General features: G+C 67.8%; 17 protein-coding genes and 1 pseudogene. 9 read left to right on the top strand and 9 right to left on the bottom strand.

What is annotated here, in order from left to right:
• The coding region (locus VFG33_RS04705; protein WP_325022751.1) for an ABC-F family ATP-binding cassette domain-containing protein at window positions 1-1,674 on the top strand (1,674 nt) is incomplete at its 5' end.
• A 408-nt stretch (window positions 1,675-2,082) separates the two neighbouring features.
• Here VFG33_RS04705 and VFG33_RS04700 read toward each other — a convergent pair.
• Window positions 2,083-2,580 (bottom strand): MarR family winged helix-turn-helix transcriptional regulator, encoded by a 498-nt coding sequence (locus VFG33_RS04700; RefSeq protein ID WP_325022749.1) that lies wholly within the window; start codon window positions 2,578-2,580, stop codon window positions 2,083-2,085.
• A gap of 95 nt (window positions 2,581-2,675) precedes the next feature.
• On the opposite strand from VFG33_RS04700, the gene VFG33_RS04695 reads away from it, so the two are divergent.
• Window positions 2,676-3,464 (top strand): methyltransferase domain-containing protein, encoded by a 789-nt coding sequence (locus tag VFG33_RS04695; RefSeq protein ID WP_325022747.1) that lies wholly within the window; start codon window positions 2,676-2,678, stop codon window positions 3,462-3,464.
• Window positions 3,465-3,812, top strand: coding sequence for a VOC family protein (locus VFG33_RS04690; protein ID WP_325022745.1), 348 nt, complete (start codon window positions 3,465-3,467; stop codon window positions 3,810-3,812). It begins immediately after the preceding gene.
• A gap of 6 nt (window positions 3,813-3,818) precedes the next feature.
• Here VFG33_RS04690 and VFG33_RS04685 read toward each other — a convergent pair whose 3' ends face one another.
• From VFG33_RS04685 to VFG33_RS04660, 6 genes are all read right to left on the bottom strand, one after another.
• Window positions 3,819-6,278: an ABC transporter permease gene (locus VFG33_RS04685; protein ID WP_325022743.1), complete on the bottom strand. Its 2,460-nt coding sequence runs from the start codon at window positions 6,276-6,278 to the stop codon at window positions 3,819-3,821.
• Between the two features lie 2 nt (window positions 6,279-6,280).
• Window positions 6,281-7,060 (bottom strand): ABC transporter ATP-binding protein, encoded by a 780-nt coding sequence (locus VFG33_RS04680; RefSeq protein ID WP_325022741.1) that lies wholly within the window; start codon window positions 7,058-7,060, stop codon window positions 6,281-6,283.
• 123 nt (window positions 7,061-7,183) lie between these two features.
• Window positions 7,184-7,867 (bottom strand): response regulator, encoded by a 684-nt coding sequence (locus tag VFG33_RS04675; protein ID WP_325022739.1) that lies wholly within the window; start codon window positions 7,865-7,867, stop codon window positions 7,184-7,186.
• Window positions 7,864-9,048: a sensor histidine kinase gene (locus tag VFG33_RS04670; RefSeq protein WP_325022737.1), complete on the bottom strand. Its 1,185-nt coding sequence runs from the start codon at window positions 9,046-9,048 to the stop codon at window positions 7,864-7,866. Before VFG33_RS04670 ends, VFG33_RS04675 begins: the two co-directional genes overlap by 4 nt.
• Window positions 9,049-9,125: 77 nt before the next feature.
• Complete coding sequence (locus tag VFG33_RS04665) at window positions 9,126-9,728, bottom strand: TetR/AcrR family transcriptional regulator (protein WP_325022735.1); 603 nt, start codon at window positions 9,726-9,728, stop codon at window positions 9,126-9,128.
• A 110-nt stretch (window positions 9,729-9,838) separates the two neighbouring features.
• Window positions 9,839-10,825, bottom strand: a complete 987-nt coding sequence (locus VFG33_RS04660) for an acyl-CoA desaturase (RefSeq protein WP_325022733.1) — start codon at window positions 10,823-10,825, stop codon at window positions 9,839-9,841.
• Between the two features lie 374 nt (window positions 10,826-11,199).
• On the opposite strand from VFG33_RS04660, the gene VFG33_RS04655 reads away from it, so the two are divergent.
• Window positions 11,200-11,475, top strand: coding sequence for a YggT family protein (locus VFG33_RS04655; RefSeq protein ID WP_325022731.1), 276 nt, complete (start codon window positions 11,200-11,202; stop codon window positions 11,473-11,475).
• A 279-nt stretch (window positions 11,476-11,754) separates the two neighbouring features.
• Window positions 11,755-12,060 carry a hypothetical protein gene (locus VFG33_RS04650; RefSeq protein ID WP_325022729.1) on the top strand — a complete coding sequence of 102 codons (306 nt, stop codon included), beginning with the start codon at window positions 11,755-11,757 and terminating at the stop codon, window positions 12,058-12,060.
• Window positions 12,061-12,063: 3 nt separating this feature from the next.
• Here VFG33_RS04650 and VFG33_RS04645 read toward each other — a convergent pair whose 3' ends face one another.
• A complete protein-coding gene (locus VFG33_RS04645) occupies window positions 12,064-12,423 on the bottom strand; it encodes a hypothetical protein (protein WP_325022727.1) in 360 nt (119 codons plus the stop codon).
• A gap of 191 nt (window positions 12,424-12,614) precedes the next feature.
• Between VFG33_RS04645 and VFG33_RS04640 the strand changes: the two genes are divergently transcribed.
• From VFG33_RS04640 to VFG33_RS04630, 3 genes are all read left to right on the top strand, one after another.
• Complete coding sequence (locus VFG33_RS04640; RefSeq protein ID WP_325022725.1) at window positions 12,615-13,859, top strand: hypothetical protein; 1,245 nt, start codon at window positions 12,615-12,617, stop codon at window positions 13,857-13,859.
• Between the two features lie 84 nt (window positions 13,860-13,943).
• Window positions 13,944-15,419 (top strand): bifunctional UDP-N-acetylglucosamine diphosphorylase/glucosamine-1-phosphate N-acetyltransferase GlmU, encoded by a 1,476-nt coding sequence (glmU, locus tag VFG33_RS04635; protein WP_325022723.1) that lies wholly within the window; start codon window positions 13,944-13,946, stop codon window positions 15,417-15,419.
• A complete protein-coding gene (locus tag VFG33_RS04630; protein ID WP_325022721.1) occupies window positions 15,416-16,396 on the top strand; it encodes a ribose-phosphate diphosphokinase in 981 nt (326 codons plus the stop codon). The genes glmU and VFG33_RS04630 overlap by 4 nt, the downstream gene beginning before the upstream one ends.
• 30 nt (window positions 16,397-16,426) lie before the next feature.
• On the opposite strand, the gene VFG33_RS04625 is transcribed toward VFG33_RS04630, so the two are convergent.
• Window positions 16,427-17,107: a DUF4386 family protein gene (locus VFG33_RS04625; RefSeq protein WP_325022719.1), complete on the bottom strand. Its 681-nt coding sequence runs from the start codon at window positions 17,105-17,107 to the stop codon at window positions 16,427-16,429.
• A gap of 139 nt (window positions 17,108-17,246) precedes the next feature.
• Here VFG33_RS04625 and VFG33_RS04620 point away from each other — a divergent pair.
• Window positions 17,247-18,539, top strand: a pseudogene (locus VFG33_RS04620) (sensor histidine kinase); the annotation flags it as partial.

Raw genomic sequence — 18,539 nt, 5'->3', positions numbered from 1 at the left:
AACGGCGACGGCAAGTCCACCCTGTTGCGGTTGCTCGCCGGCCGGGAAGAGGCGGACTCGGGCCGGGTCACCCAGAACCGGGATCTGCGGCTCGGGTACCTCGGGCAGAGTGACGACCTTGACCCCGATGACACCGTCGCCCATGCGGTGCTCGGCGATGTCGAGACCTACACCTGGGCAGCCGATCCACGGGCCCGCTCGGTGATGGAGCACCTGCTCGGCGGCGTCGACCACGAAGCGATGGTCGGCACCCTGAGCGGTGGCGAGCGCCGTCGGGTGAGCCTGGCGAAGTTGCTGCTCACCGAGGTCGACCTACTGATCCTTGACGAGCCGACCAACCACCTCGACATCGAGGCGGTGAACTGGCTCGCCCAGCATGTGGTGGACCGGGCAGGCGCGTTGATCGTGGTCACCCACGACCGGTGGTTCCTCGATGAGGTCTGCACCGAGACCTGGGAGGTTCAGGGCGGTCGCGTCAGCTCGTACGAGGGCGGTTACGCCGCGTACGTGCTCGCGAAGGCCGAGCGGTCCCGCAACGAGCAGGTGGTCGAGGGCAAGCGGCAGAACCTGATGAAGAAGGAGCTCGCCTGGCTGCGCCGGGGAGCTCCGGCGCGGACCGCGAAGCCGAAGTTCCGGATCGATGCGGCCAACGCGCTGATCGAGAACGAGCCGGCCCCGCGCGACAAGCTCGCTCTCGCCCAGCTCGCCACCTCGCGCCTCGGCAAAGACGTGTTCGACGCCGAGGACGTCACTCTGAAGTTCGGCAACCGGGTGATGCTGAACCACGTCACCTTCCGCCTCGGCCCGGCCGACCGGATCGGGCTGCTCGGCCCGAACGGCGCCGGCAAGACCACCTTCCTCAAGGTGCTCACGGGACTCCTTCCGCCGGACACCGGCAAGGTGAAACAGGGGAAGACGGTCCGGGTCGCGAATCTCTCGCAGACCCTCGAGGACCTCGATGGCTCTGTCACCGTGCTCACCCACATCAGCGACATCCGCCGTACTGCGGCGCTGGCCGGCCGCGGCGGTGAGATGACGTCATCGCAACTGCTGGAACGGTTCGGGTTCACCGGCGACAAGCTGACCACCAGGATCAGCGACCTGTCCGGTGGCGAGCGCCGCCGGCTTCAGTTGCTGCGCATCCTGCTGGACGAGCCGAACGTGCTGATCCTCGATGAGCCGACCAACGACCTGGACGTCGAGACGCTGACCGTGCTGGAGGACTTCCTCGACAGCTGGCCCGGCGTCGTCGTGGTCGTCACCCACGACCGGTACTTCCTCGAGCGCGTCAGCGACATGGTCTACGCGATCATGGGCGACGGCGCGGTCCGCCACCTCCCACGCGGCGTCGACCAGTACCTGGACGAACTGGAAGCCGGTACTGCGCCGCGCCGCGTCGTCTCGGAGCCGGCAGCAGTGGCGACGCCGGTCGCTGCAACTCCGGCACCAGCCGTGGATGCCGCAGCGGCGCGGGCAGCGAAGAAGGAGCTGAACCGGATCGATCGGCAGCTCGCGAAGCTGACCGAGACCGAGGCGAAACTGCACGACCAGGTCGCCACCCACGCGAGCAACTACGGGCGGCTCGCCGAGCTCGACACCGAGCTGCGGAAGCTGGCCGAAGAACGCGGCGAGCTGGAGACCGCATGGTTCGAAGCGGCCGAGCGGGCGGAATAGCCCGACAATTCCGGCAATGTATACATGATCAAATCCCTCGGGAACTGAGTCGCGGCGTACCCTCCTATCCCCTGTGATTGGGAGGGTACGCCGCGGCTACCGGGTGAGCGGGCCCCGTGCCGACCGGTGTTGTCCGAGCCCCGAGCCCCGGACACCATCGACCGTATTCGGCGAACCACCTCTTGCCGCCGAAGTCACTGTGATGTTGACGTTATGTGGTCGATTCGGCACCGACAGTGAGGACACTAGTTCCAGCCCTACCCGGTGTCGATAGTCGTCCGCTACAGCAGTCTCTCGATCTCGTTGCAACTAGCAACGATCGTGGACGGCATTAAGTGACGCGCCGCCTTTTCGGATTATTCCGACACAATTGCGGCGGCTTACTTCAGGCGGTGTGGAAAAGCCCGGTCAGTGCTTTTCCAGGTCGAACGGTCCGACCAGTTCGCGCAGCACCCGGGCGATCTTGGCCTGGTCGCGTTCGCTGATCGAGCCGAGCAGGGTCCGCTCGTGAGCGAGCAGGTCCGCCATCGCCGCGTCGACCGAGTCGCGTCCAGCGGTGGTCAGTTGCACCAGCACCCCACGCCGGTCGGCGGGATCGGGCAGTCGCTCGACCAGGCCGCGCGCCGCCAGCCGGTCCACCCGGTTCGTCATCGTGCCCGAGGTCACCAGCGTCTCCTTGAGCAACCGCCCCGGAGACAGCTGGTACGGCGCGCCCGCCCGCCGCAGTGCGGCCAGTACGTCGAACTCCCACGACTCGAGACCGTGCGTGGAGAAGGCCTGGCTCCGGGCGCGATCCAGGTGCCGGGCCAGCCGGCTGACCCGGGACAGCACCTCCATCGGCGCCACGTCGAGGTCCGGCCGCTCCCGGCGCCAGGCCTCGATCAGCCGGTCGACCTCGTCTCTCATGCGCTGAGACTATGCCATCAAGACTCTTGACATCAAGACAACCTGCCGAGCTAAGGTATCTCGACATCAAGATACTCAGCGGAAGGAACCTCCCGATGCGAACGTCGCCGGTCTGGAGTCCACAGCAGTACGGCAAGTACGCCGACGAGCGCGGTCGCCCGTTCGCCGATCTGGTCGGCCGGATCCAGGCGGACGATCCGGCCACGGTGGTCGATCTCGGCTCTGGCCCGGGCAATCTCACCGCGACCCTGCTCGACCGGTGGCCGGGTGCGACCGTCCACGGCGTCGACAGTTCGGCGGAGATGATCGAGGCCGCCCAGCCGCTCGTCTCCGACCGGCTCACCTTCGAGGTCGGCTACCTCCGCGAGTGGACCGCCGCGCCGGAGTCGATCGACGTGATCGTCACGAACGCCACCCTGCAGTGGATCCCCGAGCAACTCGACCTGCTGCCCGGTTTCGTCCGGACGCTCCGGCCGGGTGGTTGGCTCGCGATCCAGATCCCCGGCAACGGCGACGCCCCCTCGCACGCGATCCTCCGCGAACTCGCCGCCACCGCGCCGTATGCGCAGTACGCGGCGGACAAGTCGTTGCGTCCTGACGTGCCGGGACCGGCGGATTACGTTGCGGCGCTCAGCGCTGAAGGATGTTCCGTGGACGCGTGGGAGACGACGTACAACCATCTCCTGCAGGGCGACAACGCAGTGCTGGAGTGGGTGAAGGGGACGGGTGCGCGACCGGTGCTGCAGGCATTGCCGGATGAGCTGCGGGTACGTTTCGAGGAGGAGTACGGCGCGCGGCTGGCTGAGGCCTACCCGCGTCGCGACTTCGGCACGCTGCTCCCGTTCCGCCGGATCTTCGCAGTAGCCCAGAAGAAGGAGGACTAAATGCGACTCGACCACGTCCAGGTGTCCTGTCCGCCCGGTGGTGAGGAGGTCGCCCGCGCCTTCTACCGTGACGCCCTCGGCATGACCGAACTCGAGAAGCCGCCTCTGCTCGCAGTGCGCGGCGGCTGCTGGTTCAAGGACGGTACTGCGGAGGTGCACGTTGGCGTCGAGGAGGACTTCAAGCCGGCCCAGAAGGCGCACCCTGCCCTGGCTGTCGACGACCTCGACGGGCTGGCCGCGACCCTGGCCGAGCTGGGCTATCCGGTGAACTGGGACAACGACACGATCCCGGGCCGCCGACGGTTCCACACCGCCGACGGCCACGGCAATCGGGTCGAGATCGTCTGAGCTGAACTACTCAGCAGCGAGTGCTCCGGCCGGTGCGACCTTCGCGGCGCGCCGGGCCGGGAGTACCGAGGCGAGCAGCCCCGCCACTGCGGCGACCAGTGCGATCGTGATCAACAGTCGCACCGGTACGGCGTACTGGAGGCCGCCGTTGACCTGGGCACCCATCAGTGCGGCGGTCCCGGTCCAGCCGTAGATCAGGCCGAGGGCGATCCCGAGGCCTGCGGCGACGAGTGCCATCAGCAACGACTCGATGGCGAGCATGCCGCGCAGCTGGCGCCGGGTCAGACCCATTGCCCTGAGCAACGCATTCTCACGGGTCCGCTCGAGCACCGACAGGCTCAACGTGTTGCCGACGCCGACCAGGGCGATCAGGACGGAGACCCCGAGCAGGCCGGTCGCGACGAGCAGCAGGACGTCGAAGATCTTCGTGTACGAACTGCGTTCCGCCAGCCCGCCGGAGACCGACAACTCCTTGACCGTCGGGATGGACTGCTGGACCGCGTCGATCACCTCCGGCCCGTCCGCCTTCGGATCGGAGTCGAGCCAGAACCCGGTCACGGCCGCGTTCGGGGCCAGCTTCACCAGGTCGGTCTGGGTGACCGTGATCGCGGCCAGTCCGCCGCCGCGGTACGCCTTCACCGTGAGCTTGGCCTTGCCTGCCACCAGGGTCAGGTCAGATCCGTCGTCCAGGTTGAGCATGCCCATCGTGTTCTTGTCCAGCAGCGCCGTCCCGGGCTTCAACTGATTCACGAGGTCCGGGCTGTGGACAACGGACGGCACGGAGGCTTGGTCGATCCCCGTGACGGTGAGCTCCTGGCCGCCGGTCTTCATCTGCACAGTGCGGACCGGGACGACCTCCTTGATGCCCTTGATGTCCTGCAGTTGGCTCTCCGCACTGGCCGGCATCTTCGCCTGGTACGCCTGGACCATCACGTCGACCGGGTACTCGCCGTCCATGGTGACGTCGAACGTCTTGCGCACCGAGGCGATCCCGACGCAGGTGAGGCTGATCAGCGTGACCCCGATCAGCAGCGCCGAGGTGGTCGCCGCGGTCCGCTTCGGATTCCGTACTGCGTTGCCGACCGCGATCCGTGCGGGAACCCCTCCGCCCCGCGCCGGCAGTGCGCCGAGCAACCTGATCAAGGCCGGCACCAGCAGCGAGCCGATCGCCAGCACCCCGAGGAACGAGATCACGCCACCGGCGACACCGATGAGCACCTGATTCATCGAGGCGCTGGCCGCCAGCAGCAGACCGCCACCGGCCAGCAGCAGGAACCCGAACACCAACCGCAGTACACCTGCCTTCGATGCAGCCACCGGCGCGACGTCCGGCCGCAGCGCAGCCAGCGGAGCAACCCGCGTCGCCTTCCGAGCCGGTACTACGGCCGCGATGACCGTGGCGATCGTTCCGAGCAGGAGCGGAAGGACTATCGAAGCAAGGTCCAGGTGCAGGTCGATCGGGGGCAGGCCCCAGTCGAACTCTCTCGACAGGGCAAGCCCGAGCGCCGACAGGGCGACCCCGAACACCACGCCGATCGCGGAGGCGACAACTCCGACCACGGTCGCCTCGGCCAGGACCGAGGAAAACACCTGGCGACGGGAAGCGCCGACGCAGCGCAGCAACGCCATCTCACGGGTGCGCTGGGCGATCACGATGGTGAAGGTGTTCGCGATCACCAGACAGGCGACGAACAGGGCGATCACCGCGAACATGCCGAACACCCCGCCGAGGACGTCGATCCCGTTCGTGTAGCTCGAGACCTCCTCGTCGATCCAGTCCGCGCCGGTGTAGACCTGCAGCCCCGTGCCGATCACGCCGCCGATCGCAGTGGCGACGGCTTGCTGACTCACGCCCGGCTTGGCCGCGATCCGGATGTCATTGGTGTAGCCGTTCGGTTGGAAGATGTTGACCGCTGCCAGGGTGGCGACAGCGTTCGCGGATCCGACGGACTTGGTGTCGTCCACCAGGCCGACGATGTTCACGGTCCACGACTTGCCGTCGTACGAGTTGAGACGCAGCTGGGATCCGACCCCGAGTTTGTACTTCTCCGCCTGCTTGGCCGGGAGCGCGATCTCGTTCGTTGCGGTTGGCAACCGTCCGCCGGAGATCGCCGGTCCGGCGATCTTGGAGGTGTCGTAGAGCGCGTCGATGCCCAGATAGTCGGGCCGCACCAAACCCGGGAAGGCGGCCTGGAGATAGGCGCCGGTGGTCGTGATGACGGAGTCGGCCTGCGGCAGCTTGCGGATCTTGGCCACCTCGGCGGCGGTGATCTCGCCGCCCTCCGAGGAGACCAGTGCGTCGACGCCGGCGTACTGCTTACCGATGGTCTCGTCGATGCCGTGTGAGGCAGAGGCGTGCACGGTCATCGCCAGGGTGCCGAAGGCGACACCGAGGACGATTGCCAGGCAGGCGGCGACCAGGCGGCCCAGATGGGCGCGCAGCGAGGACAGGATGGAGCGTCGCACGGTCAGGCCCCCAGCTGCCGGAGGGCTCCGAGCACCGTCTCCGGCGTCGGGTCGAGCAGCTCGCCGGCAAGCTTGCCGTCGGCAAGCATCACGACGCGGTCCGCGTACGACGCCGCGAGCGGGTCGTGGGTCACCATCACCACGGTCTGGCCGAACTCGCGGACCGAGCGGCGCAGGAACCCGAGCACCTCGGCGCCGGATCGTGAGTCCAGGTTGCCCGTCGGCTCGTCGGCGAAGACGACCTCGGGCCGTCCGACCAGCGCCCGGGCCACCGCGACCCGCTGCTGCTGACCACCGGACAGCTCCGACGGCCGGTGGGTGAGCCGGTCCTGCAGGCCGAGGACGTCGACCAGCGTGGACAGCCACTGCTGGTCGGGCTTGCGGCCGCCTAGTTCCAGCGGCAGCAGGATGTTGTCCTTGGCCGAGAGCATCGGCAGCAGGTTGAACGACTGGAAGACGAACCCGATCCGGTCCCGCCGGATCCTGGTCAGCTCGGCGTCGGGTAGCTGGGTCAGCTCGGTCTCACCGAGCAGCACCTGCCCGGAGGTCGGGGTGTCCAGGCCGGCCAGGCAGTGCATCAGCGTCGACTTGCCCGAACCCGACGGACCCATGATGGCGGTGAACCGGCCGACGCCGAAGTCGACGGAGACCCCGTCGAGGGCAGCCACCGCGGTATCGCCCTGGCCGTAGACCTTCTGCAGTTCGTGGGCGCGGATCGCGGTCCGGGCGGGGGTGTCCTGCGGCAAACGGCCAAGCGGGAGCTGGCCGGTCTGGATGGTCATCGGTCTCCTCGGAGTGCCTGGGGTGAGACGTTCCCACCCACGCTCCAAGAAGTTAGTGATCAGCCGCTCGCCAAGAGTCGGACCACGGAATGGACCTTGCGTACGACCTGGGTCGTACGCGGCTCAGTTGTGGGGTCGGACCAGGCCGGTTTCGTAGCCGAGGACCACCAGGGCGACGCGGTCGCGCAGGCCGGTCTTGGCCAGGATGCGGCCGATGTGGGTCTTGACCGTTGCCTCGGACAACGTGAAGAGCCGGGCAATCTCGGTGTTCGACAGGCCGCGGGCCACCTCGACCAGGACCTCGCGTTCGCGGGCGGTGAGGGCGTCCAGATCCGGCCTGTCGGTTTCCCCGTCAGGCAGTGACTCGGCGAAGTGTTCGAGCAGGCGGCGCGTAGTACTGGGGGAGACGACGGCGTCGCCGGAGTGGACCTGGCGGATCGCGTTCAGCAGGTCGGCCGGCGGGGTGTTCTTCAGCAGGAACCCGGCGGCACCGGCCTTGATCGCGGCGAACGCGTACTCGTCCAGGTCGAACGTGGTCAGCAGGATCACTCTGGGGGCCTCAGGCAACGACTGCAACCGGCGGGTCGCCTCGACGCCGTCCAGCCGGGGCATCCGGACGTCCATCAGCACCACGTCGCTGGCCGTCACCTGGAGCTTCTCCAGCGCCTCGCCGCCGTCACCGGCCTGACCGACCACCCGCATGTCGGGCTGGGAATCCACCAGCATGGTGAATCCGGCCCGTACGAGTTCCTGGTCGTCGACCAGGAAGACCCGGATCACCAGGTCGTCGGGTTTGGCGTCGGTCACTGAACTCCTCCAGTTGGCAGGTTGTACGGCAGTCTGGCGATCACCTCGTATCCGCCGCCCGCCTTCGGTCCGGCGTTCACCGTACCGCCGGAGATGGACGCGCGTTGCCGCATCCCGACCAGCCCGTGACCCGGGTCCGCACTCGGCGCGACCCCTCCACCGCGGCCGTCGTCGGTGACCACCACGGTCAGCATCTCGCGTCCGTAGTCCAGCTGGACGGACGTCCGCGCTCCCGGCCCGGCGTGTTTCAGCGTGTTGGTGAGCCCTTCCTGCACGATCCGGTACGCCGTGAGTCCCAGCAGCGCGGGGAGATCCCTGGGAGTTCCCGAGACCTGGTAGTCCACGGTGAGCCCGGCCTGGCGGACGTTGTCGATCAGCTCGGGGAGTGAGGAGACGCCGGGCTGCGGGCGCGGCTGGTTCGGATCCAGGTCGGGTTGGGTGTCGGCCTTCAGCAGTCCGAGCATCTTGCGCATCTCGGTCAGCGAGGCGCGACCGGTGTCGCCGATGGTGGCCAGCGCCTTCTTGGCCTGCTCGGGGGATGCGTCGGCGGCGTACAGGCCTCCGTCGGCCTGGACGATCATGATGGAGAGGCCGTGCGCCACCACGTCGTGGATCTCGCGGGCGATCCTGGTCCGTTCGTTCGTCACCGCCAGGGTGGCCTCGCGATCGCGGTCTCTCTCGAGTTGCGCGGCCCGCTCTTCCAGTTGGGCGACGTACAAGCCTCTGGTCCGGCGGCGTTCGCCCAGGGCCCAGACGCCGAAGACGAGGGCGCCGAACGCGACCATCATGGTGATCTGGTTGCGCCAGTCGGAGCTGTCGTAGTACCTGGCCACCGCCATCAGGACGCCGAGTCCGCCGATGACCAGGGCGATCCGGCTGTACCGGACCTCGCCGTACACGTAGACCGCATAGAGCGCGTCGAGCAGACCGACGTTGCCCGCCTGCAGGGGGACGTCGGCCATCCATTGCAGAACGGCGATGCCCGAGACTGCGAAGAAGACCAGTTCCGGGTAGGTCCGGCGCCAGATCAGCGGAACCAGCAGCGCTACGCCGACGACTCCGGCGTACCTGGCCTGGGCCAGCGAGATCAGGCCGAAGAACAGCGTCAGGCCGGCCGCGAGCAGCAGGTCGAACGCCTTGCTGTGCTGCGGCAGGCGCCGGGCGGTCAGGATCCCCGTCATGCGGGCCAGGGTACGGGGATCCGCCAGGTCAGAGGTCATGCCACGGGAGGATGTCGCCGTCCTCCTGTGGTCTTGCTCTACTTGTGCGGGCGGGTCGACAGAGTCGGCTTGGCCTCGAGCCCGGACAGGCCGTTCCAGGCCAGGTTGACCAGGTGCGCGGCCACGTCCGGCTTCTTCGGCCGGCGGGCGTCGAGCCACCACTGCCCGGTCAGCGCGACCATGCCGACCAGCATCTGCGCGTACATCGGGGCGTTCTTCGGGTCCAGGCCGCGGCGCTTGAACTCCTCGGCCAGGATGTGCTCGACCCGGGTGGCGACGTCGCTGAGGATCGAGATGAACGAACCGCTGGAGGAACCGACCGGCGAGTCCCGGACCAGGATCCGGAAACCGTCCGAGGAGTTCTCGATGTAGTCGAGCAGGGCGAGTGCGGCCTGCTCTACCAACTCGTGGGCACGACCCGCGGTGAGCGAGGCCGTCACCCCGTCGAGCAGGCTGCGGACCTCGCGATCCACGACAACGGCGTACAGGCCTTCCTTGCCACCGAAGTGTTCGTAGACGACCGGTTTGGAGACCTCGGCGCGGGCCGCGATCTCCTCGACCGAGGTGGCCTCGTAGCCCTTCTGGGCGAACAGGCCGCGGGCGATCGTGATGAGTTGCTCGCGACGCTCCGCACTCGTCATCCGGATCCGACCGGTCCGTCGCGGTTTGGGTTCCGTCACGTCGAGATCACGTCAACATCATGCCGCACAAAGGTCTTACCGGGTGGGAGATTTACCGCCCGGCGGACCGTTCAACGCTCGGCGGCACTGACGCGACGAGCCTCCAGACGTTCCTTGACCGGCCAGCGCACATCGCTGACCCAACCCAGCTTCTCGAAGACCCGGATGCACCGGGCGGAGGTGTCGAGTTGCCCCTTGTCCACCCCGTGCCGTGCGCAGGTCGGGTCGGAGTGGTGCAGGTTGTGCCACGACTCGCCCTGGCTGAGGATCGCCAGCCACCAGACGTTGCCGGACTTGTCCCGGCTCTTGAACGGGCGGTCGCCGATCGTGTGGCAGATCGAGTTGATCGACCAGGTGACGTGGTGCAGCAGGGCGATCCGGACCAGACTCGCCCAGAAGAAGGCGGTCAGCGCGCCCTCGATCGACCAGGACCACAACCCGCCGATCACGGCCGGCAGGAGCAGCGAGACCAGCACCAGGAACGGGAACAAACGCGACACCCGGACGATGTCCTTGTCCTTCAGCAGATCCGGCGCGTACTGCCGCTGCGGGGTCTGCTCGGTGTCGAACAGCCAGCCGATGTGCGCGTGCAGGAAGCCCTTGGTGAGGGCGCTGAGAGAGGTGCCGTATTTCCAGGGGCTGTGCGGGTCGCCATCGCGGTCCGAGAACTTGTGGTGCTTGCGGTGGTCGGCCACCCAGCGGACCACGGGCCCCTCGATCGCGAGTGATCCGGCGATCGCCAGGGCGTACTTCATCGGGCGGTTCGGCTTGAACGACTTGTGGGTGAAGTAGCGGTGGAAGCCGATCGAGATGCCGTGGCCGGCAATCGTGTAGAAGACCACCGCGATCACGATGTCGCGCCAGCCGAGGAACCCGCCCCAGGCGATCGGCACGGCCGCGAGCACGGCGAGGAAGGGAATTCCGATGAACAGAGCGAGAGCGACCTGTTCCCAGGGGCGCTTCTGCTCACCCCCGAGCGTGCCGGTGTCGATGTCCAGTTCGTCGACCTGCTGGGCGCGGGTGGGCGCCTCCGGTGCGGCAACGGCGGGTGGGGTCATGGTGGTATTCCCTCAGGTGGACGACGGCTTACCTACGCAACCGTAACCTACGGCACCGTAGGTATGGAACCCCTCGCGTGTCATCACCCCCTCCCATGGCACACTGTTCCGGCGTACAACCGCGATCCCCCGTGGGGTAATTGGCAGCCCGCGAGACTTTGAATCTCGAAGATCTGGATCGAAACCAGGCGGGGGAGCAACCCAAAACCCCAGGTCAGAACGTCCCTGACCTGGGGCTTTTCTCCTGCCGGGTCGGGATCGGACCGTTCGGAGCTGATAGTCCGCTAAGAACCTGGCGCTGCGGACATTCCCAGGCACCTGGCACCGTTGATACTCCTAAGACGGCCAGCGTGGCCATCACGGAGGAGTGGATCATGAGCTTCATCGGAGCCCTGGTCGGATATGCCCTGACGGCCTTCATCTTGCTGTTGATCGTCCGCATGGTCCTGGACTGGACGGGCGTGCTGTCCAACGGTTCTCAGCGGACGGGCCGAGCCCGCGAGCTGACCCACAAGTGGACAGAACCAGTCATCGCCCCGGTCCGCCGCAGGCTCCCGCCTGTCCGCGCCGGCGGTGTGTCATTCGACCTCGCCTTCACAATCGTCTTCATCGCCGCCCTGATCCTCCGCTCAATAGCCTTCAGCCTGTAGCGGGCTGCCAGCTGACAGGGCGGGCATGACGCCTTGTCACGGATCCTCGGGTGGCGTATCGCTGTGGGTATGTCGTCGCCACTTGTGCCGAGCGGTCAGCTTGTGTCGACCGCTCGGTCTCAGGCACTGGCGGCAGAATTCACGGCACTCGCACCGGAGATCACCCAAACACCCGGTGCTCGACGGGGCAACGCTGAACGCCTGACTATGGACGGCACACCATTGGGCTGGCTTTGGGCGGGAGCGTCCTGGTCGTATCCAGCCGGCTCGGGGAGCACCTTGGTCGATCTGACGATCGAGGTGGCCAACGGAGACGAGCGCGTGCCGGGCGTCTGTGACGGAATGGACGCGCCGCCGGAGCGCCGCTGCTCAGAGGTCCGCACGCTGGCGGACGGATCCACAGCCTTCATCCGCGACTCCACCGCGCTGGGCGGACACCAGTACAGCGTCAAACTCGTCCGGCCGGACGGAACCCAGATCTTCGTGTTCTCAGGCGCCCGGAGACTGCCGGAATTACCCCACGACGCACTGCTGGGCCGAGACCGAGTGGTGGAAATCGCGCAACAGATCACGATTACGCCGTGACGGCTACTGGATGGCCAGAGTCGCGACGGCGGTCAGGGCTATCAGGGCTAGGAGGGTGGCGGCTAGTCGTTCGCCTTTGGGGGCGCCGGCGTCGTCGGGCCAGTAGGTTTTGTGCGAGTTCAACTCGAAGTTGACGCCGTTGGACGTGGCGAGCCAGAGGCCTAGGGAGCCCAGGGTGCCGGCGAGTAGGCCGGCTGGGAGTGCTCGGTCCGTGGGGTGGGCGGTGGTGGCGATGACCAGTGCGACGAGCCAGGCTGCTGTGGTGATGAGCAGGAAACGGGTGCGGAGGCGGGTCAGTGCGCGAATGACGCCCACGCCCACCGGCCAAGCGACGTACAGGGCTATCAAAATCCAGCGGGGCACCCGGCGAGCCTAGGTGAGAAGTACGGCGGCAGAGGTGCTTTGAGTGTGGTGGTGACGGTGGGAGTTTGTGTGTGACCTGTGGGTGGGCGACCATTGGCGGGCTGAGGGGTTGGTCGGGGGCGGGTTGAGAGGGCAGGTTGATGCCGCGGTTGTGGGCGGCGGTTCGTCGCTGGGTGGTGACGGGTTGGCCCGTGGCGACGGCTGTTGCGGTGGTGGGTGGTGGGCTGTGGGCGGCAGTGCCGTCGGCGAGCCCTGACCTCGACCTGACCACGGCGGCATTGCACGGTACGACGCTCGAAACCGTCCGCCCGAGTGATACCGGAGAGGTCGATCCCCTCCTCGGAGCGGCGGTGGACGCGATCCTGGCCCGGCGCGGAATCGCGGTGAAAACGAACAACCTGGCGCTGTTCCTTCGCGACGTGGCCCCCGAGTTGCGCGCCGAGCAGACGCAGCTCTTCAAGAACCTGCGCACCATCGGCATGACCGTCACCTATCGCCGAGCCGAGCCGTGGACCAACTACGAGGCCGCCCGCCGGTACGGGCTCGCCACCGGAACCTTCCGCGTCAGCATGCGGTACCAGCTCTTCGGCACCAAGCTGGCCCAGACCGCCACGGACGTCGGCTACACGTACACCGTCCGCCAGGGCCGTCTGTATCTCGTGGAGGACGACGATCTCGACCAGGCGATCGGTGCCGGCAACCAGCCCTGGGACTTCGGACCGCTCCAGCTGGTCCGCCGCTCGAATGTCCTCGTGATCGTCAATCAAGGCCAGTTGCCCCTGGCCGAGAAGCTCGCGGACCAAACGGTCCAGATGGCCAGGAAGGTGCGCACGCTGTGGCGCGGCCAGTTGCAGCAGGTCCCGGTCATCGTCGCCTTGCGTGAGAAGCAGGTCCTGACCGACCTCCCGCCCACGAACCCCGGTGACGAACCCGCCCGGGTCCAGGCGATGCTCAGCCCCGGGGCAGACGGCGAGCCGGTGGGCGGCTGGCTCGTGATCCCGCCGTCCCGCCTGCAGACCTTCGATGACGCCCAGATGACGCACGCCTTGATCCACCTGCTGACAGTGAGGCTCGGCGATGCGGCGCCGCGCTGGCTCAGCGAGGGCATCGCCGAGTACGCCGGGAACCAGCAGCTGGTCGCCTCAGGGCGGGGTGTCGAGGTCGCCAAGCGGCGGGCCGAGGTACGCAAGCATGCGCTCGGCGACCTGACCCGCCTTCCGTCCGATGCCGAGTTCACCGCTACGGACAGTGACGACATCAGCTGGCTCGCGGTCGAGCAACTGGTCAAGCAGATCGGCGTCCAGCGGGTCACCTACTTCTACCGCCAGATCGCCCGGCGCGGGTACAACGATGCCGCCAAGGAGCGCCTGATGACGGAGTACACCGGCTTCAGCCAGAAGGCCCTGGTGGACTCCCTGCGAAGTCTCGCGGGTTGAGCAAGTACGCTTACGCAGGCACCGTTTCGAGTGCTCGTGACACAACTCCGTCGTAACTCGCAGGGAACTCGAGGAGAAGACCGCGTGACTTCCCACCGTCCTGCGGCGGTCATCATCATGGCCGCCGGTCAGGGGACCCGGATGAAATCCGCGACCCCCAAGGTTCTGCACGAGATCGGCGGGCGCAGTCTCGTCGAGCACGCGGTGGTTACCGCCCGTGCGCTCGCGCCCGACTACCTGGTGGTCGTGGTAGGCACCGGCCGCGAGCTGGTTGAGGCGCATCTGGCCGAGATCGATCCGGACGTCCGCACCGCCGTCCAGGAACAACAGCTGGGCACGGGGGACGCCGTACGGGTCGGGCTGACCGCTGCGCCCGGAATCTCCGGAGCAGTAGTCGTCACGTCAGGTGATGTCCCCCTGCTGCAGGCCGAGACGCTCCACGAACTGGTCGCCGAGCACGACAAGAGCGGCAACGCCGTCACCGTGCTGACCGCGAGAGTTCCGGACCCGACTGGCTACGGCCGGATCATCCCGGGCGAGGGCGGCAGCGTCGCGGGCATCGTCGAGCACAAGGACGCGAGCCCCGAGCAGCGGCAGATCGACGAGATCAACGCCGGCATCTACGTCTTCGACGCGGAGACGCTGCGCGACGGGCTGAGCCGGATCACCACCGACAACGCCCAGGGCGAGCTGTACCTCACCGATGTGCTCGCGATCGCGAAGGGCGACGGCAAGCGGGTCGGCGCGTACGTCACCGAGGACGCGATGCAGACCGAGGGCGTGAACGACCGCGTCCAGCTCGCCACCCTCCGCGCCGAGCTGAACCGCCGCACCCTGGACACCCACATGCGCGCCGGCGTCACCGTGGTCGACCCCGACACCACCTGGGTCGACCAGACGGTCCAGCTCGAGCAGGACGTCACCCTGCTCCCGAACACCCAGTTGCACGGCGCGACCACCGTCGCGTCCGGGGCCACGATCGGCCCCGACACCACGCTGACCGACGTACAGGTGGGTGAGGGCGCGACGATCATCCGCTGCCACGGGTCCGGCTCCGTCATCGGTGCCAACGCGTCCGTCGGCCCGTTCGCCTATCTCAGACCCGGTACTGCGCTGGGCGCGAACGCCAAGATCGGCACCTTCGTCGAGACGAAGAACACCTCGATCGCGGACGGCGCGAAGGTCCCTCACCTGACCTACGCGGGAGACGCCACCATCGGCGAGGGCGCGAACATCGGCGCCGGCACGATCTTCGCCAACTACGACGGCGTCAACAAGTGGCCGACCACCATCGGGCGGCACTCGTTCGTCGGCAGCAACACCGTGATCGTCGCTCCCCGGACCGTCGCCGACGGGGCGTACATCGCGGCTGGAACGGCCTTGACCGAGGACGTCGAGCCCGGCGAGATCGCCGTTGCCCGCGGCAAGCAGCGCAACATCGCGGGCTGGGTCGCGCGCAAGCGGGCCGGGACCAAGACCGCCAAGGCGGCGGCCGAGGCTACGAAAGACGGCGCGCAGAGCGACACTGGCGAGAAGGCACAACGGGAGGCGGGGTCATGAGCGGGATGAAACGGACCACCGAGAAGAATCTGATGGTCTTCTCCGGACGGGCCCACCCGGGCCTGGCCATCGAGGTCGCCGAGCAGCTGGGCGCCGGCCTGGTGCCGACCGCGGCGTACGACTTCGCCAACGGCGAGATCTACGTCCGGTACGAGGAGTCCGTGCGCGGCAGCGACGCCTTCGTGATCCAGAGCCACACCGCTCCGATCAACCAGTGGATCATGGAGCAGCTGATCATGATCGACGCGCTGAAACGGGCGTCGGCCAAGCGGATCACCGTGGTGCTGCCCTTCTACGGCTACGCCCGGCAGGACAAGAAGCACCGCGGCCGGGAGCCGATCTCGGCCCGGCTGATGGCCGACCTGTTCAAGACGGCCGGCGCGAACCGGCTGATCTGCGTCGACCTGCACACCTCGCAGATCCAGGGCTTCTTCGACGGCCCGGTGGACCATCTGATGGCGCTGCCGATACTGACTACCTACGTCCGCGAGAAGTACGGCGACCAGCAGCTCGCGGTGGTCTCGCCTGACGCCGGCCGGATCAAGGTCGCCGAGCAGTGGTCCGCCCGGCTGAACAACGCGCCGCTGGCCTTCATCCACAAGACCCGCGACATCGAGCGCCCGAACGAGACCGTCGCCAACCGCGTCGTCGGTGAGGTCAACGGCCGGGTCTGCATCCTGGTCGACGACATGATCGACACCGGCGGCACCATCACCAAGGCGGCCGACGCCCTGATGGCCGCCGGCGCCGCCGGCGTGGTGATCGCCGCCACCCACGCGATCCTGTCCGGCCCCGCGGTGGACCGGCTGAAGAACTGCCAGGCCAGCGAGGTGATCGTCACCAACACGCTGCCGATCGCCCCGGAGCGCAAGTTCGACAAGCTCACCGAGCTGTCGATCGCGCCACTGATCAGCCGGGCCATCCGCGAGGTCTTCGAGGACGGCTCGGTGACCAGCCTCTTCGAGGGCCGCGCCTGACCGACCGCCGCGGTCTGCCGACCGCGGCGATCAGCCCGCGCGGCGCCAGGCGTAGTACCCGGTGCCGATCGCCGCAGCGGTCATCGGTACTGCGGTGATCAGGCCGACCGCGCCGTTGCCCGGGATGATGAAGGTGGGCACGATCATCAGCCACAGCAAGGGAATCCAGCGCGGAACCGCCTTCGACCGCCAGAGCCCGACCACCTGGATGACCGTGCCGATGGCAACCAGGAGCGAGCCCGAGATGATCGGCCCGAACAAGTGGGCCATGTCCTCCGACATGCTGTCCATCACCGCTGTGCCTGCCGCGGTGCCGACCGCTGGATCGGTCGCGAAGTAGTAGGCAGCCGCCCACCCGCCGACCCCGACGGCGTACAGGGCGGTGCCGACCCACATCACCAGACCACCGATCGTTGCCCAGGCCGCACCCCTCCGGCGGACGAGCACGATCGTCGCGATGGCCTGTGCCAGCACGTTGAGGATCAGGTTGGCGCTGAGGAAGACCAGCAACCCCCACCACCGGTCGCGGACCGGGAAGATGTCTGAGTAGGCGAAGTTCTCGCCGCCGCCGGCCGGGCTGGGCCACAGCAAGCCCCCTGGCAGAGCGGCCACGGACGTGAGGGCCAGGATCAGGCCAACGATCCCGACCCGTCGACGGGTGACTAAATCTGGTCGCGGGGCGACCTCGGGCTGAACTGTCTCGGTTGACATGGCGGTACCTCCGAAAGCCGGGAATCGAGTCCCTCCAGACAAGCGCCGGTGGGTACCCGGGCACATCGGAGCGAGCGCGGAACCCGATCTCCGTACTGGCTCGGAGCCGATCGGGGCCTGATCGCCCTACAGTGACGGCATGCGGTGGCCGCGGTGGTTCGCGCTCGGCGCCTTCCTGCTCGCTCTGGCGATGCTCGCGGGCACTGTCTGGCTGCTCGTCGGCTACCGGACCGGAGCGCACACCGCCAGGAACTTCGCCGGCCTGGGCGCGGTCGCCCTGTCCATCACCGGGCTCGGCCTGGTGATCAGCCGGCGTGAAGCCCGTAACCCGGTCGGGGCTCTGCTGGCGTGGGCAGGTGTCACAGCCATGTTCCTCGCGGGACGCGATGTCTACTTCAGCGTCGTGGTCTCCGATCCGGGCAAGGTGCCGCTCGACAGCCGGGTCGTTGCCTGGTTCGACGAGAGCGGCTGGTGGTTGTTCGTCGCGGTTGCTCTCGTGCTGCTGTACTTCCCGGATGGCCGGCTGCCGGGAAGGCGATGGCGGGCGGTGCCGGTCGCGCTACTGGTGTTCGGAGCCGCGCAGCAGGTGGTCGGAGCCTTCGCGTCCACGCCGTTCCTGCCGCCCCTGCAGGATCTCCCCAGGCCGTATGGTCCGCCTTCGACTCTGATGCAGGTGGCCAACATGGTCGTCTTCATCGGTCTGTTGGGCCTTCTACTCGCGGCGGCCTCGTCGCTCGTCGTGCGGTTCCGGCGGTCGACCGGTCGGATCCGGGCCCAGCTCAAGTGGCTCTCGCTGGCCGGGTTGGCCGTGGTGGTCTATCCGTTCGTCTGCCTGGCCGAGATCGTGGTGACGGGCAGTTCAGGTTCGGTTGCCCTGGTCTTCGGGATCGCGACACTCGTCGCCCTGCCTGCTTCGATCGCGGTGGCGATGCTCCGGCACGACCTGTACGACGTGGATCGGGTGGTCGCCGACACCGTCACCTACGCCATCGTGATGGTGGTCCTGCTTGGCACCTATGCGGTGACGGCGCTGATTCTCGGGTTGTTCCTCGGCCGCGAGTCGGCTCCGGCAGCCGCTGCCGCCACCGCTGCCTGCGCGCTGATCCTGGCGCCGGTGCGGGCGAGGCTGCAGCGGGTGGTGGATCGTCGGCTCTATCCACCACGCCGAGCCGCGCTGGTGGCGATCGAGGACTTGCAGCATCGCATCCACACGGAACAGGCCCAGCCTGAAGAGCTCGAGCAGGCGCTGCAGCAGGCTCTGCGGGATCCGACCCTGCGAGTCGGTCTGCTGGTACCGGGCGCGACTGGTTTCATCGATGCCGCCGGTACGCCGGTCGGGGCCACGGGTGCTGTGCCGGTGACGCTTGGCGGCGTACAGATCGGAGTACTGGCGTCAGGAGGGGCTAGTGGTCCGGCGGTGTTGAAGGCGGTG

This window comes from Kribbella sp. (assembly GCF_035687465.1).
Taxonomy (GTDB): Bacteria; Actinomycetota; Actinomycetes; order Propionibacteriales; family Kribbellaceae; genus Kribbella.
This window is presented reverse-complemented; position numbering and strand designations above follow the sequence as displayed.

Bases quoted from the DNA above. Each gene is read 5' to 3' on its own strand.
- VFG33_RS04670 (WP_325022737.1), bottom strand. From the start codon at position 9,048: ATGACGGGGATCCTGACCGCCCGGCGCCTGCCGCAGCACAGCAAGGCG.
- VFG33_RS04630 (WP_325022721.1), top strand. From the start codon at position 15,416: ATGAGCGGGATGAAACGGACCACCGAGAAGAATCTGATGGTCTTCTCC.
- VFG33_RS04665 (WP_325022735.1), bottom strand. From the start codon at position 9,728: ATGACGAGTGCGGAGCGTCGCGAGCAACTCATCACGATCGCCCGCGGC.
- VFG33_RS04690 (WP_325022745.1), top strand. From the start codon at position 3,465: ATGCGACTCGACCACGTCCAGGTGTCCTGTCCGCCCGGTGGTGAGGAG.
- VFG33_RS04700 (WP_325022749.1), bottom strand. From the start codon at position 2,580: ATGAGAGACGAGGTCGACCGGCTGATCGAGGCCTGGCGCCGGGAGCGG.
- VFG33_RS04625 (WP_325022719.1), bottom strand. From the start codon at position 17,107: ATGTCAACCGAGACAGTTCAGCCCGAGGTCGCCCCGCGACCAGATTTA.
- VFG33_RS04655 (WP_325022731.1), top strand. From the start codon at position 11,200: ATGAGCTTCATCGGAGCCCTGGTCGGATATGCCCTGACGGCCTTCATC.
- VFG33_RS04660 (WP_325022733.1), bottom strand. From the start codon at position 10,825: ATGACCCCACCCGCCGTTGCCGCACCGGAGGCGCCCACCCGCGCCCAG.
- VFG33_RS04680 (WP_325022741.1), bottom strand. From the start codon at position 7,060: ATGACCATCCAGACCGGCCAGCTCCCGCTTGGCCGTTTGCCGCAGGAC.
- VFG33_RS04695 (WP_325022747.1), top strand. From the start codon at position 2,676: ATGCGAACGTCGCCGGTCTGGAGTCCACAGCAGTACGGCAAGTACGCC.